The organism is Streptomyces sp. NPDC052012, from assembly GCF_040689265.1.
In the GTDB taxonomy this organism is placed as follows: Bacteria; Actinomycetota; Actinomycetes; order Streptomycetales; family Streptomycetaceae; genus Streptomyces.
The window spans coordinates 163,078-176,679 of record NZ_JBFAXA010000007.1; the positions used below are offsets into that span (position 1 = coordinate 163,078).

Genomic DNA, 13,602 nt, shown 5'->3' on the forward strand with positions numbered 1-13,602 from the left:
GCTGTTGCCGGCGCTTCTCGCCCTGCTTCGGCTTCGTCGTCTGACTCGGTGTCGTGGGCCCCGGTGAGGGGAAGGACACCGGGGACCAGTCTGACGCACCGCACTGACAGTAGGTGCCCCTCGGGGTCAAGTCGTGACGAGTGGCAGCCGGGGTCGAGAGAGCGAGTTGTGCACAGGTCCCGCTTCGAAACGAATTCCTCGCTCTCTATGGTCGGGAGTAGTAGTAGGGCCTGTGGATACCGTGGATAACCTCGTTTTCCCAGGTCAGCTGCCTGATTTTGTCCACGGGGCCTGTGGGTGGAGGCCGTGGACAACTCGGTGCCTCTGTGGAGAACAGAAAGTTCTGCACATCCCGTGCACAGGCAGGGGCGAGTTCTCCCCAGAGTCGTCCCCAGCTTTCGCCGTCTTTCCCACAGCCCCCTTCGGCAGCCTGATGTGACGCCTTTCACTCGACACGGTGAGGAGGCGCGCCGGGTTGCCGAACAGTGGACAGCCATGTGGAGAACCCGGTGAACTTTGGGGACAACCGGCCTCAGCCTGTGGGTTGCCCGTGGACAACTCCGTGCACAGCCTGTGGATCACCTCGTCGTCCACAGCCTGTGGAGATCGTCCGTCCACGAATCCACAACCGGCTGATCTGGGCTGATGGTTCCTCAACAGGGGGGCCTGTGGACAAGATCGGGACAACTTCGCGGTCCCCAGGATGTGGACGGGAAAAAGTCACCGAATCTGTGGAGAGAGGCCGTAACCAGGCAGTTAATCGAACAGCGGGAGACCGGCGGGCGAGGGCGCGGAGAGCGGCAGCCGACGCCGGGACGAAGGGCGGGACGCCGACCGGAGCGGACGGCGGGGCCGGACCGGAGCGGACGGCGGGGCCGGACCTGGATGAAGACCAGGACGAAGAAGGGCGCCCCCGGATCCGATCCGGGAGCGCCCTGCGGGGGCCTGTCCGCCGCCGTCAGCCGGCCTTGATGCGGTTGGTGAGCTCGGTGACCTGGTTGTAGATGGAACGCCGCTCGGCCATCAGATTGCGGATCTTCCGGTCGGCGTGCATCACCGTCGTGTGGTCGCGGCCGCCGAACAGCGCACCGATCTTCGGCAGCGACAGATCCGTCAGCTCGCGGCACAGGTACATGGCGATCTGGCGGGCCGTGACGAGCTGCCGTCCCCGCGAACTGCCGCACAGGTCCTCGACGGTGAGCCCGAAGTAGTCGGCGGTCGCGCCCATGATGGCCGTGGAGGTGATCTCGGGGGTCGCGTCGTCGCCCCCCGGGATCAGATCCTTGAGGACGATCTCCGTCAGGCCCAGGTCCACCGGCTGCCGGTTGAGCGACGCGAACGCCGTTACCCGGATCAGCGCGCCCTCCAGCTCCCGGATGTTCCTCGAGATGCGGGAGGCGATGAACTCCAGCACCTCCGGCGGGGCGTTGAGCTGCTCCTGCACCGCCTTCTTGCGCAGGATCGCGATGCGGGTCTCCAGCTCGGGCGGCTGGACGTCGGTGATCAGGCCCCACTCGAAACGGTTCCGCAGCCGGTCCTCCAGCGTCACCAGCTGCTTGGGCGGCCGGTCGCTGGACAGCACGATCTGCTTGTTGGCGTTGTGGAGCGTGTTGAAGGTGTGGAAGAACTCCTCCTGCGTCGACTCCTTGTCCGCCAGGAACTGGATGTCGTCGACGAGCAGGATGTCCATCTCGCGGTAGCGCTTGCGGAAGCTGTCGCCCTTGCCGTCGCGGATGGAGTTGATGAACTCGTTGGTGAACTCCTCCGAGCTGACGTACCGCACGCGCGTGCCGGGATAGAGGCTGCGCGCGTAGTGCCCGATCGCGTGCAGCAGATGCGTTTTGCCGAGCCCCGACTCCCCATAGATGAAAAGGGGGTTGTACGCCTTCGCCGGCGCCTCGGCGACGGCGACCGCGGCGGCGTGCGCGAAGCGGTTGGACGCGCCGATGACGAACGTGTCGAAGAGGTACTTCGGGTTGAGGCGCGCGGTGGGTTCACCGGGGCCGGGTGCCGGTGCGGGCTGCGCGGCCAGCGGGCCGGGCGCGCCGGTGGTCGGCAGGTTCGGGCCGACGGGACCGCCGCGATGGACGTGCCCGGAGCCGGTCCCCGGCTCGGGCAGCTCGCGGCGGGCGGCGTCGCGCTGGTCGTAGTCGCCGCCGCGGTCGTACTCGCCACGGTCGCCGCGGTCGTAGTCGGCTCGTTCGTAGTCACCGCGTGCGCCGTCGTAGTCGGAGCGCTGCTGGTCGTAGGAGGGGCGCTCCACCGGCTGCGGGCGGTAGTCCTGCGGATGGGAAGGGGCACCGCCGTAGGCGTCCGGTGCGGGCGAGGCGTACGGGTCGCGCTCGGGGAAGCCGAGCCGCTGCTGCTGCCAGCTGTACTCGTCCTGCGGCGGCCGCGGCCAGGAGCCCGGCTCGGGGCGCTGGTACTCCGAGGGGTAGGCGGGACGCGCGGTGGGGAGCTCGTCGCCGGACGGCCCGGGGTGCTGCTCGGCGCGGCGGCGGCCGTAGGGCTCGTAGCCGCCGTAACCGCCTTCGTACTGCTCGCGCTCCGGGCGGTCGGGACGGTCCTGGCGGTCCTGCGGCTCCGGCCGGGCGGTCGGGAGCTCCGGCTCCTCGTAGCGCGGCTGGGGGCGGGGGGCCTGCGGGGCCGGGGGCTCGCCCGCGGAGTCGTCGACGGTGATCGCGATCCGGATGGGGCGGCCGCACTCGCGGCTCAGGCTCTCGCTGACGACCGGGGCGAGTCGCCCCTCGAGCACGCCCTTGGCGAACTCGTTCGGCACGGCGAGCAGCGCCGTGTCGGCGACCAGCGCGAGCGGCTGGCAGCGCCGGATCCAGTGCTCGTCCTTCCCCTCGACCCCCTGGCCGCGGCCCTCACCGAGGAGCTGCTCCAGTACGCGTGGCCACACTGCGGCAAGATCGGCAGGTACGTCAGCCACAGGGCACGCTCTCTCACAGGTCCCTCGAACGTGTGATTCGGGGACGGGTCGGGATGTAAAGGGGATGGTCGAGTGACAAGGGAACGAATCGGAGTCCAGTCACGGTAGTCAGCGCGGCCCGTGCGGTTCAAGTTGTTGTCCCCAGCCTGTGGACAAGTGTCTCCCGGTCGCCGCTGGTTTGACCGAATGGCGCAGCCCCGCGTACCGTAACCAGGTCGAGTTGTCGATGGCTGCTGCCGCCTGCCTCCGATGGGCACAGATCGCTCAAGGTGATCGGTCAGCGGTGCACTGGGGCGTAACGCGAGCTACTCGTGGGCGCACGGTGACAGCCAGGACGGCACCCCGCAAACACCGATTCTTTCTGGAGCCCCCGAGTGAGCAAGCGCACCTTCCAGCCGAACAACCGTCGTCGCGCGAAGACCCACGGCTTCCGGCTGCGTATGCGCACCCGTGCCGGCCGCGCGATTCTCGCGTCCCGCCGTAGCAAGGGTCGCGCCCGTCTGTCCGCCTGATACCGGTCAGGTCATGACGTCGTGCTGCCCACCGAGAACCGGCTGAGGCGGCGCGAGGACTTCGCGACTGCGGTACGACGAGGACGCCGGGCCGGACGCCGGCACCTCGTCGTGCACCTTCGTAGCGATGCCACGGACCCGCATGCGCCTGGGGAGAGCGCTCCCCCGACGCGTGCGGGTTTCGTCGTGAGCAAGGCCGTGGGCAAAGCGGTCGTCCGCAACAAGGTGAAGCGCCGGCTTCGCCATCTGATGCGGGACCGAGTCGCCCAGTTGCCCCCCGGTAGCCTGGTAGTCGTACGAGCGCTGCCCGGAGCGGGTGACGCCGACCATGCACAACTGGCCCGAGACCTGGACGCCGCTCTGCAGCGGCTCCTGGGAGGGGGCGCGAGATGAAGTACCCGCTGCTGGCTCTGATCAAGCTCTACCAGTGGACGATCAGTCCGCTGCTGGGGCCGGTGTGCAAGTACTACCCGTCGTGTTCCCACTACGGCTACACGGCCATCGACCGGCACGGTGCCGTCAAGGGCACAGCACTCACGGCCTGGCGCATCCTGCGATGCAATCCGTGGTCGCTGGGCGGTGTGGACCATGTCCCGCCGCGCAAGCGTCCGCGGTGGCACGAAATGCTGCGGAACGCCTGGCGTGCACGCAAGGGCGGGCCCTCCGCCGCCGACCCGGCCACCGAGGGACAGACTTCACCCACAAGTCCGACGAGTCCTTCGAGCCCGGCCGCAGAGACCTCGTCCCATGCCCAAGGAGCATGATTAGTGGACACGATTGCCAGCCTCTTCAGTTTCATCACGACACCCGTCTCCTGGGTCATCGTCCAGTTCCACAGCGTGTACGGCGCCATCTTCGGCCCGGACACCGGGTGGGCCTGGGGCCTGTCCATCGTGTCCCTGGTGATCGTGATCCGTATCTGCCTGATCCCGCTCTTCGTGAAGCAGATCAAGGCGACGCGGGCCATGCAGACGCTCCAGCCGGAGATGAAGAAGATCCAGGAGCGCTACAAGAACGACCGGCAGCGTCAGTCCGAAGAGATGATGAAGCTGTACAAGGACACGGGCACCAACCCGCTGTCCTCGTGCCTTCCCATCCTGGCGCAGTCCCCGTTCTTCTTCGCCCTGTACCACGTGCTCAACAGCATCGCGTCGAACGACACCGTCGGCGTGATCAACGAGCGGCTGCTGGCCAGCGCCCAGAAGGCCCACATCTTCGGGGCCCCGCTCGCGGCGAAGTTCACGGACAGCGAGGAGAAGGTGCAGGCGCTCAACGCCTCCCTGACCGACGTCCGTGTCGTCACCGCGCTCATGATCGTCCTGATGTCGCTGTCGCAGTTCTACACACAGCGCCAGCTGATGACGAAGAACGTCGACACCACGGTGAAGACGCCGTTCATGCAGCAGCAGAAGATGCTGATGTACGTCTTCCCCATCATCTTCGCCGTCTTCGGCATCAACTTCCCGGTCGGTGTCCTCGTCTACTGGCTGACCACCAACGTGTGGACCATGGGCCAGCAGATGTACGTGATCCACAACAACCCGACGCCGGGTTCCAAGGCCCAGGCCGCCTACCTCGAGCGCCTCTCCAAGCACGTCACCAAGCACGGCAGGACCCGCGGTCGCGGCGAGCGCGCCATCGTCAAGGCCATCGTCGCCAAGGGCCGGGACCGCAACGAGTACGAGCGCAAGTTCATCAACGGTCTGAACAAGGCGGGTCTCGCGGCCCAGGCCGACGGAACGGTGATCAAGAGCGAGGCCACGGCCGCCGCTCAGGCCGAGGACGGTGCGCCCACCACCGGGGCCGCCCCCAAGCGTCAGCAGCCCAAGCGGCAGACCAAGGCCAAGCGCCAGTCGGGCGCGGCCAAGGCGCCGGGTGAGCCCACGTCGCTGACCAAGACCGATCAGCCGCAAGGTGACGCCAAGTCCGCAGGTGCGGCGCAGAAGAACCCCGCCAAGCCCGGCAGCGGTGCCCGCAGCAAGGCCCAGTCCGGACAGCGCAAGGGTCCGCAGCGGCCCAAGTCCCCGTCCAAGAAGTAAGAAGGAGTCCATCCCGTGACGGAAGGCACCACCTCCGCCGCTGCCGAGGGTGCAGACACCCTGACCCGCCTCGAGCAGGAGGGCGAGATCGCGGCGGACTACCTGGAGGGTCTGCTCGACATCGCCGACCTCGACGGCGACATCGACATGGACGTCGAGGCCGACCGTGCCTCCGTCTCGATCATCAGCGACACGGGCAGCCGTGACCTGCAGAAGCTGGTCGGTCGTGACGGCGAGGTGCTGGAAGCGCTCCAGGAGCTCACGCGCCTGGCCGTGCTCCGGGAAACCGGAGACCGCAGCCGGCTCATGCTCGACATCGCCGGGTACCGCGCCAAGAAGCGGACCGAGCTGTCCGAGCTGGGGGCCAAGGCCGCCGCCGAGGCCAAGAGCAGTGGCGAAGCCGTCAGGCTCAAGCCGATGACGCCCTTCGAGCGCAAGGTCGTGCACGACGCGGTCAAGGCAGCGGGGCTGCGCAGCGAGTCTGAGGGCGAGGAGCCGCAGCGCTTCGTCGTCGTGCTTCCCGCCTGATCGGCCCTACGTTCCACCGGCCCCGTCTGTTGCGCAGACGGGGCCGAACTTTGTCAGCCTGATAGTTCTGTGGTTCTGGTGTCGGCGCCCGGTGCCGGCACGAATGCGGAAGGACGGTCCCCCGTGACGGAGGCAGCGGAGCTTCCCCCCGCGCCGGAGCAGGCCCGCGAGGTCTTCGGTGATCGCTTCGCGGACGCGGTCCGGTACGCGGAGCTGCTCGCGGAGGCGGGCGTGCAGCGCGGTCTCATCGGCCCGCGAGAGGTGCCTCGCCTGTGGGAGCGGCATCTGCTGAACTGCGCGGTGCTCTCGGAAGTCGTGCCGGAGGGCGTGACGGTGTGCGACGTCGGCTCAGGCGCCGGGCTGCCGGGCATTCCCCTGGCCCTGGTCCGTGAGGACCTCAAGATCACTCTGCTGGAGCCGCTGCTGCGCCGGACCACCTTCCTGACCGAGGTCGTGGAGCTGCTGGGCCTGGACCATGTGACGGTCGTGCGGGGCCGGGCCGAGGAGGTCATGGGAAAGCTGCCCCCGGTCCATGTGGTGACCGCGCGCGCCGTGGCACCGCTCGACCGCCTCGCCACGTGGGGCATCCCTCTGCTGCGGCCCTACGGGGAGATGCTCGCGCTCAAGGGCGACACCGCCGAGGAGGAGCTGAAGAGCGCCGCCACGGCTCTGAGCAAGCTCGGTGCCGTGGCCACGTCGATCGTGCACGTCGGCGAGGGCGTCGTGGATCCGATGTCGACGGTGGTGCGCGTCGAGGTGGGCGAAAGCCCCGGGGGTGTGCGCTTCGCGGCGAAGCGTGCCAAGGCCGCTCGTACGGGACGGGCACGTCGGCGGCGCGGGTAGGAAGCGTGGGGTCCCTCCTGAGGACCTGACGTACTCCACACAAGCTGCCCAACCTGTCCGTGCCGGAGTGTCGCGGCAGTGCGGCCCTGGCTGCTGTGCATCGTGTTTCACGTGAAACGTCGCTCACTCCTGCACGGCATCATCAGTCGCGGCCGCGCTGCGGCCGAACCTCGCGACCGGAAGCCTCTCGGTTCACTGGGAGAGGGTCCTGTTCCCGACGAAGCTCCGACCCTGCCCCCCACGGAAGGCGTCTCCCCGTCCTCCGTGGAGGGTACGGAGTTGTCCACAGAGGTGGATTTCTCCACAGAACGTCAGGCCTCACTGGTTCACGACCCCGAAGGCATGGGAGGCTCTGTTCATTGCGAGCCTGAAGTCGAGGAGAGTGAATCCTTGCGGTCCGACGCCAACATCGCGGGACCGATGACCGATCCGGTCCCCGGTCCCCGTACCGAGTCGATGGGGGCGGATGTTTCACGTGAAACACCGCCTCCGATGGACGACACTCCCATCGGTCGTGCTGCCCAACTGGCGGTGGAGGCTCTGGGCCGCGCCGGTGAGGGCCTGCCTCGGCCCGAGCAGACGCGTGTCATCGTGGTCGCCAACCAGAAGGGCGGTGTGGGCAAGACGACGACCACGGTCAATCTTGCCGCTTCGCTCGCTCTGCATGGCGGTCGTGTCCTCGTGATCGACCTCGACCCGCAGGGCAATGCCTCCACCGCCCTGGGAATCGACCACCACGCCGAAGTCCCGTCCATCTACGACGTGTTGGTCGAGAGCAAGCCGCTGTCGGATGTCGTCCAGCCCGTCCCCGATGTCGAGGGTCTCTTCTGCGCCCCCGCCACGATCGATCTCGCCGGTGCGGAGATCGAGCTGGTGTCGCTGGTGGCCCGGGAGAGCCGGCTGCAGCGGGCCATCCAGGCCTACGAGCAGCCGCTGGACTACATCCTCATCGACTGCCCGCCGTCCCTCGGTCTGCTGACGGTCAACGCGTTGGTGGCCGGCCAGGAGGTGCTGATCCCGATCCAGTGCGAGTACTACGCACTGGAGGGGCTGGGACAGCTGCTGCGCAACGTCGACCTGGTGCGAGGGCACCTCAATCCCTCGCTGCATGTATCGACGATCCTGCTCACCATGTACGACGGCCGGACGCGACTCGCGTCCCAGGTCGCGGACGAGGTGCGCAACCACTTCGGCGACGAGGTCCTGCGGACGAGCATTCCTCGCTCGGTCCGTATCTCGGAGGCGCCGAGCTATGGGCAGACGGTACTGACTTACGATCCTGGATCGAGCGGTGCCCTCTCCTATCTTGAGGCGGCCCGAGAGATCGCGTTGAAGGGCGTCGGCGTCCGTTATGACGCCTCGCAGGCGCACATCGGCGCACAGCAGCAGAACGATCCGAGCATGGTGGAGGGCATCCAGTGAGCGAGCGACGGAGGGGGTTGGGCCGTGGCCTCGGCGCACTGATCCCTGCTGCCCCGACGGAGAAGACGGTTCCACCGGCCGCGATGGGAGGCTCCGCTTCCACGTCTCCCACCGCGGTTCCGGTCCTGCCGAACGAGCGTGGTGTGGCCGCGGCGAAGGTGGCCACGCTGCCCTCTGTTTCACGTGAAACAGAGGAGCCGCCCGCGCAGGGGGCCGTCCCCCCGCCGCCGATCGGTGCCCACTTCGCCGAGATCCCCCTTGACGCCATCACGCCGAACCCCCGGCAGCCCCGTGAGATCTTCGACGAGGACGCACTGTCCGAGCTGATCACTTCCATCAAGGAAGTGGGTCTACTCCAGCCGGTCGTCGTGCGCCAGACGGGGCCCGGGCGCTATGAGCTCATCATGGGTGAGCGTCGCTGGCGGGCCTGCCGTGAGGCGGGGCTGGAGGCCATCCCGGCGATCGTGCGGGCCACGGAGGACGAGAAGCTCCTTCTGGACGCCCTGCTGGAGAACCTGCACCGCGCGCAGCTGAACCCGCTGGAAGAGGCCGCGGCCTACGACCAGCTGCTGAAGGACTTCAACTGCACCCACGACCAGCTGGCGGACCGCATCGGCCGTTCCCGCCCGCAGGTCTCCAACACCCTGCGTCTGCTGAAGCTCTCGCCGGCGGTTCAGCGTCGGGTCGCCGCCGGGGTCCTGTCCGCCGGCCACGCCCGCGCTCTGCTGTCCGTCGAGGACTCGGAGGAGCAGGACCGGCTGGCCCACCGGATCGTGGCCGAGGGTCTCTCGGTGCGGGCCGTCGAGGAGATCGTGACCCTGATGGGTTCGCGGCCGCAGAAGGCCCAGCGTTCCAAGGGGCCGCGAGCGGGCGGCAGGGTCTCTCCGGCGCTGACCGATCTGGCCACGCGTCTTTCGGACCGCTTCGAGACCCGGGTCAAGGTCGACCTGGGGCAGAAGAAGGGCAAGATCACCGTCGAGTTCGCCTCCATGGAGGACCTGGAGCGCATCCTTGGCACCCTGGCCCCCGGCGAGGGCCCGGTCCTGCAGAAGAGCCTCGCGGACGATGACTCCGAGGGAGCCGATTCCTGAGCTCACAGCCGATCCGGCTGAGCCTTCGAGGGTGGACTGCATCCGGTGTGTTCCGGACACGGTCCACCCTTTGCTTTGTGGCGGTATCGAGGGAATCGCTTCATGGATACGATGCGTTCGGATATGGCGCATCGTCCGGGCAGTACTTCGGGAAGCAAGGCAGGGGCCATGCGAATGACGAGCCGCAGCGGACTGGTGAGCGCGGGGCTGGGGGTGGCCGCCGTCGGCGGGTTCATCGGCAGCCTGCTCAGGGAACGGAGCGCTTTGACAGCCGCCCGCGAGGCAGCGGGCGTAGGAGAGGAACAGCCTTCATGGGGCGTCGGCTCGTACCGCTCACGCTGGACAACCTTCAGGACCTCCCCCAGCGCTGTCGCTCGTGCGTCTTCTGGGAGCTCGACCCCGTCAGCGGTGAGGCAGCGGTAAAGGCGGGTACCTCCACGCTCGAGAAGGAGTCGTGGATCTCCGCCGTCCTGCTGGACTGGGGCTCCTGCGGGAGGGTCGTCTATGTCGATGAGGTTCCGGTGGGCTTCGTGCTCTATGCACCTCCCGCGTATGTCCCGCGGTCCACGGCGTTTCCGACGAGCCCGGTGTCACCCGACGCTGTGCAGCTGATGACGGCGTTCATCGTGCCGGGCTACCAGGGCCAGGGGCTGGGCCGTGTGATGGTGCAGACGGTGGCGAAGGATCTGCTGCGCCGCGGGTTCAAGGCGATCGAAGCCTTCGGTGACGCCCGCTGGAAGGAGCCCGCCTGTGTCCTGCCCGCCGATCATCTGCTGGCTGTGGGATTCAAGACCGTCCGCCAGCATCCGACGTATCCCCGGCTGCGGCTGGAACTGAGGACCACCCTCTCCTGGAAGGAAGACGTGGAGATGGCGCTGGACCGGCTGCTCGGCGCCGTCCAGAAGGAGCCGGCGCTGCGACCTCTCTGAGGGACATCATGCGAATGGGCCGACCCTGGTGGGTCGGCCCATTCGTGTTTCACGTGAAACAGGCGCCGCCGTGGAGGCGGTCGGCCGTCACTCCGCGATGAACTCCTCGAGGTCGCGAACGATCGCGGCCTTCGGCTTGGCGCCGACGATGGTCTTCGCGACCTCGCCACCCTGGTAGACGTTCAGGGTCGGGATGGACATGACGCCGTACTTGGCGGCCGTACCCGGGTTCTCGTCGATGTTCAGCTTGACGACCTCGATCTTGTCCCCGTACTCGGAGGCGATCGCCTCGAGGGACGGAGCGATCTGGCGGCACGGACCGCACCAGGCGGCCCAGAAGTCCACCAGGACGGGCTTGTCGCTCTTGAGGACGTCCTGCTCGAAGGAGTCGTCGGTCACGTTCTTCAGGGTGCCGGCCACGGCGGGCTCCTTAACTGTGTGGTGCGTGGGGCGGGTGGGGGTCAGACAGTGGTCTTCTCGGGCTCGGCCTTGTCCTCGTCCGCGAGTGCGGCGAGGAAACGCTCCGCGTCGAGAGCGGCGGCACAGCCGGTGCCGGCCGCGGTGATGGCCTGACGGTAGGTGTGGTCGACCACGTCACCGGCACCGAAGACACCAGTGACGTTCGTGCGGGTCGAGGGCGCGTCGACCTTCAGGTAGCCCTCCTCGTCCAGCTCCAGCTGGCCCTTGAAGAGCTCGGTACGCGGGTCGTGGCCGATCGCGATGAACAGGCCGGTCACCGCCAGGTCCGAGAGCTCGCCGGTCTTGACGTTGCGCAGCTTCAGCCCCGACAGCTTCTGGTCGCCCTGCACCTCGGCGACCTCGCTGTCCCAGACGAACGAGATCTTCGGGTCGGCGAAAGCACGCTCCTGCATCGCCTTCGAGGCGCGCAGGGTGTCCCGGCGGTGGACGATCGTCACCGACTTGGCGAAGCGTGAGAGGAAGGTGGCCTCCTCCATCGCGGTGTCGCCGCCGCCGATCACGGCGATGTCCTGGTCCTTGAAGAAGAAGCCGTCACAGGTGGCGCACCAGGAGACACCGCGACCGGACAGTGCGTCCTCGTTCGGCAGGCCGAGCTTGCGGTGCTGCGAGCCGGTGGCGACGATGACGGCCTTCGCCTGGTGGACCGTGCCCGCGGTGTCCGTGACGGTCTTGATCTCACCGGTCAGGTCGACGGCGACGACGTCGTCCGGGACGAGCTCAGCTCCGAAGCGCTCGGCCTGGGCGCGCATGCTGTCCATGAGCTCCGGGCCCATGATGCCGTCCTGGAAGCCGGGGAAGTTCTCGACCTCGGTGGTGTTCATCAGCGCACCGCCGGCGGTGACGGCGCCCTCGAACACCAGAGGCTTCAGCGACGCGCGGGCGGTGTAGAGCGCCGCCGTGTAGCCGGCAGGCCCCGAGCCGATGATGATCACGTTACGGACGTCGCTCACGGCTGGATTCCTCGTCTCTGGTCTGCGTCGTTTCGACCGGGGGAGCTTCTGTTCTCGACTCTCACCCCACCCAACGGATCCTAAGGGGCGCGCATTCCCGCTGTGTCCGGGCACACGGAGACGGCCCTGGGGCGGGCACGAAGGGGGCACACACCGTACGGATTACCGGGCAGACGGCATCCAAGCTCCGTGCGTCAGGAACGCGTGTAGGAGTGCTTCAGCAGAACCTTCGCCTTGGTGGCCGACGACGGGTTGTCCACGCAGGTCGCCTCGACGATGTAGGCGGTCACGCGCGTGTCGTCGGAGGCGTCGGGGAGCACCACGAGCAGCGCCTCCTTGCCCTCGTACGTGCCCTTCTCCGTGGCGAGCGCGGCATCGTTGCGGCCGATGCCCTCACGGACGCATGCGGGGACAGCCGGCTCCTTGAGCACCCTGGGGCTTGCTCCGGAGCCCTCCGACTCCAGCCCGAAGGGGGTACGGGAACCGCCGCCCTTGCCCTGGCTCTGCGCGAGGAGGTCGGAGACCTGCTTCTCCAGTTTTCCGTCGGAGAAGGTGTCCGCGGCCGTGGTCTCGCGTCCTTCCGTCGGGTCGTTGCTGCCGTTCGTGGAGGACAGCACCACGGAACCGAGGCCCAGCGCGGCGACGGTGAACACCGTCCCCAGAACGGCGATCCGGCGACGGCCCCGCAGGCGGCCCTTGCGGCCCGGACCGGTGGTGGCAGAGCGCGCCCGCCCGGTCGGCCGGTCTGTGGGAGGAGATGTTTCACGTGAAACACGCGCGGTTTCACGTGAAACATGCGCTCGATCGTCGTCGTCCGCCGCACGGGCGGTGACGTCGGGCGTCGGCGCGGCCTCGGCCGCTGTCTCCGGCGCCCTGGCGTCGAGCAGCGCTTCCGCGGCGAGAGCGGCGTCGATACGGCCGGCGATCTCGTCGGGCATACGTGGCGGGCCCGGCATCGTGCCGAGCAGGTCCCGGATTTCCTCCAGCGAGGCGTGGACATCCGCACAGAGCTCGCACGCGTCCAGATGACGGCGTACGTCAGCGGTCCGGCCCGGCGGCAGGAGTCCCTCGGCGAGGTCGGAGATCTCCGCGACGTCCGGGTGCTCCGCCCTGCCTGTCGTCGACGTCACGCTCGCCCACCTCCGCCCTTCATTGCAGCTGGGTCACTCGGTCCTGCGTCCGGCGGATCCGCTCCATGCGGTCCCGCTGCGGGTGGGACGGCTGTCCCCTGCGTCCGGTTCCGTGCCTCGCCCCGTTTCTTGCCTTCGCCGCTGCCGTCCGGCCGCAGATGGCTGAGGAGGGGCAGGAGTCTGGCTCTGCCGCGGGCGCAGCGGCTCTTCACCGTGCCGGTGGGCACGTCGAGGATGCGGGCGGCTTCGGCGACGGGGTAGCCCTGCATGTCCACCAGCACGAGCGCGGCGCGCTGATCGGCGGGGAGGGTGCCCATGGCCTCGATGAGCTGGCGGTGCAGATCATGGCGCTCGGCGGGTGCCGCCGCGGACTCGTGCGGCTCCAGCAGCTGCTCCAGGCGCTCCGTGTCGTCGACCGGGGCCGTCTTCCTGGAGGCGGCCTTGCGGGCACGGTCCAGGCAGGCGTTGACGGTGATCCGGTGCAGCCACGTCGTGACGGCCGACTGGCCGCGGAAGGTGTGGGCGGCCCGGTAGGCGGAGACCAGGGCGTCCTGGACCGCGTCAGCGGCTTCCTCGCGGTCCCCCAGCGTCCGCAGGGCCACCGCCCACAACCGGTCCCGGTGGCGGCGCACCAGCTCACCGAAGGCGTCGGGGTCGCCCTCGACGTGACGGGCCAGAAGGTCCTGATCGCTCGCGTCGTGGTACGCGCTGCCGTCTGCCATCGGACCCCCTCCCCCTCGGTG

General features: G+C 68.4%; 14 protein-coding genes. 9 read left to right on the forward strand and 5 right to left on the reverse strand.

The features are described 5' to 3' along the window. Nucleotides 1-958 precede the first annotated feature (958 nt). Nucleotides 959-2,935, reverse strand: a complete 1,977-nt coding sequence (gene dnaA, locus AB0412_RS15530) for a chromosomal replication initiator protein DnaA (protein WP_366403077.1) — start codon at nucleotides 2,933-2,935, stop codon at nucleotides 959-961. A gap of 374 nt (nucleotides 2,936-3,309) precedes the next feature. Here dnaA and rpmH point away from each other — a divergent pair, with 374 nt between their 5' ends. From rpmH to AB0412_RS15575, 9 genes are all read left to right on the forward strand, one after another. After that, on the forward strand, nucleotides 3,310-3,447 hold the full coding sequence (gene rpmH, locus AB0412_RS15535) for a 50S ribosomal protein L34 (RefSeq protein ID WP_003956500.1): 138 nt from the start codon (nucleotides 3,310-3,312) through the stop codon (nucleotides 3,445-3,447). 21 nt (nucleotides 3,448-3,468) lie between these two features. Beyond that, nucleotides 3,469-3,840: a ribonuclease P protein component gene (gene rnpA, locus AB0412_RS15540; RefSeq protein ID WP_366403078.1), complete on the forward strand. Its 372-nt coding sequence runs from the start codon at nucleotides 3,469-3,471 to the stop codon at nucleotides 3,838-3,840. Beyond that, nucleotides 3,837-4,211: a membrane protein insertion efficiency factor YidD gene (gene yidD, locus AB0412_RS15545; protein ID WP_366403079.1), complete on the forward strand. Its 375-nt coding sequence runs from the start codon at nucleotides 3,837-3,839 to the stop codon at nucleotides 4,209-4,211. Before rnpA ends, yidD begins: the two co-directional genes overlap by 4 nt. Nucleotides 4,212-4,214: 3 nt before the next feature. Further along, nucleotides 4,215-5,486 carry a membrane protein insertase YidC gene (gene yidC / locus AB0412_RS15550; protein ID WP_366403080.1) on the forward strand — a complete coding sequence of 424 codons (1,272 nt, stop codon included), beginning with the start codon at nucleotides 4,215-4,217 and terminating at the stop codon, nucleotides 5,484-5,486. Nucleotides 5,487-5,501: 15 nt separating this feature from the next. Continuing rightward, nucleotides 5,502-6,014: a R3H domain-containing nucleic acid-binding protein gene (locus AB0412_RS15555; RefSeq protein ID WP_366403081.1), complete on the forward strand. Its 513-nt coding sequence runs from the start codon at nucleotides 5,502-5,504 to the stop codon at nucleotides 6,012-6,014. A gap of 123 nt (nucleotides 6,015-6,137) precedes the next feature. Continuing rightward, nucleotides 6,138-6,857, forward strand: a complete 720-nt coding sequence (gene rsmG, locus AB0412_RS15560; RefSeq protein ID WP_366403082.1) for a 16S rRNA (guanine(527)-N(7))-methyltransferase RsmG — start codon at nucleotides 6,138-6,140, stop codon at nucleotides 6,855-6,857. Nucleotides 6,858-7,199: 342 nt separating this feature from the next. Further along, the gene (locus tag AB0412_RS15565; RefSeq protein ID WP_366403192.1) at nucleotides 7,200-8,279 is read left to right on the forward strand and encodes a ParA family protein; all 1,080 of its coding nucleotides are present in this window, start codon (nucleotides 7,200-7,202) and stop codon (nucleotides 8,277-8,279) included. Next, nucleotides 8,276-9,370 carry a ParB/RepB/Spo0J family partition protein gene (locus AB0412_RS15570; protein WP_366403083.1) on the forward strand — a complete coding sequence of 365 codons (1,095 nt, stop codon included), beginning with the start codon at nucleotides 8,276-8,278 and terminating at the stop codon, nucleotides 9,368-9,370. The genes AB0412_RS15565 and AB0412_RS15570 overlap by 4 nt, the downstream gene beginning before the upstream one ends. 311 nt (nucleotides 9,371-9,681) lie before the next feature. Next, on the forward strand, nucleotides 9,682-10,299 hold the full coding sequence (locus tag AB0412_RS15575) for a GNAT family N-acetyltransferase (protein WP_366403084.1): 618 nt from the start codon (nucleotides 9,682-9,684) through the stop codon (nucleotides 10,297-10,299). An 87-nt stretch (nucleotides 10,300-10,386) separates the two neighbouring features. On the opposite strand, the gene trxA is transcribed toward AB0412_RS15575, so the two are convergent. The 4 genes from trxA to sigM form a co-directional block, all read right to left on the reverse strand. Then, nucleotides 10,387-10,719 (reverse strand): thioredoxin, encoded by a 333-nt coding sequence (gene trxA / locus AB0412_RS15580; RefSeq protein ID WP_010032728.1) that lies wholly within the window; start codon nucleotides 10,717-10,719, stop codon nucleotides 10,387-10,389. A gap of 41 nt (nucleotides 10,720-10,760) precedes the next feature. Continuing rightward, nucleotides 10,761-11,729 (reverse strand): thioredoxin-disulfide reductase, encoded by a 969-nt coding sequence (trxB, locus tag AB0412_RS15585; protein ID WP_366403085.1) that lies wholly within the window; start codon nucleotides 11,727-11,729, stop codon nucleotides 10,761-10,763. Nucleotides 11,730-11,923: 194 nt separating this feature from the next. Then, nucleotides 11,924-12,859 (reverse strand): hypothetical protein, encoded by a 936-nt coding sequence (locus AB0412_RS15590; RefSeq protein WP_366403086.1) that lies wholly within the window; start codon nucleotides 12,857-12,859, stop codon nucleotides 11,924-11,926. After that, on the reverse strand, nucleotides 12,856-13,581 hold the full coding sequence (sigM, locus tag AB0412_RS15595; protein WP_366403087.1) for an RNA polymerase sigma factor SigM: 726 nt from the start codon (nucleotides 13,579-13,581) through the stop codon (nucleotides 12,856-12,858). The genes AB0412_RS15590 and sigM overlap by 4 nt, the downstream gene beginning before the upstream one ends. Nucleotides 13,582-13,602: the final 21 nt, after the last annotated feature.

What these genes read in the sequence shown, in the direction of transcription:
- yidD (WP_366403079.1), top strand. Translation starts at nt 3,837, where the DNA reads ATGAAGTACCCGCTGCTGGCTCTGATCAAGCTCTACCAGTGGACGATC.
- AB0412_RS15565 (WP_366403192.1), top strand. Translation starts at nt 7,200, where the DNA reads ATGGGAGGCTCTGTTCATTGCGAGCCTGAAGTCGAGGAGAGTGAATCC.
- AB0412_RS15575 (WP_366403084.1), top strand. Translation starts at nt 9,682, where the DNA reads ATGGGGCGTCGGCTCGTACCGCTCACGCTGGACAACCTTCAGGACCTC.
- sigM (WP_366403087.1), bottom strand. Translation starts at nt 13,581, where the DNA reads ATGGCAGACGGCAGCGCGTACCACGACGCGAGCGATCAGGACCTTCTG.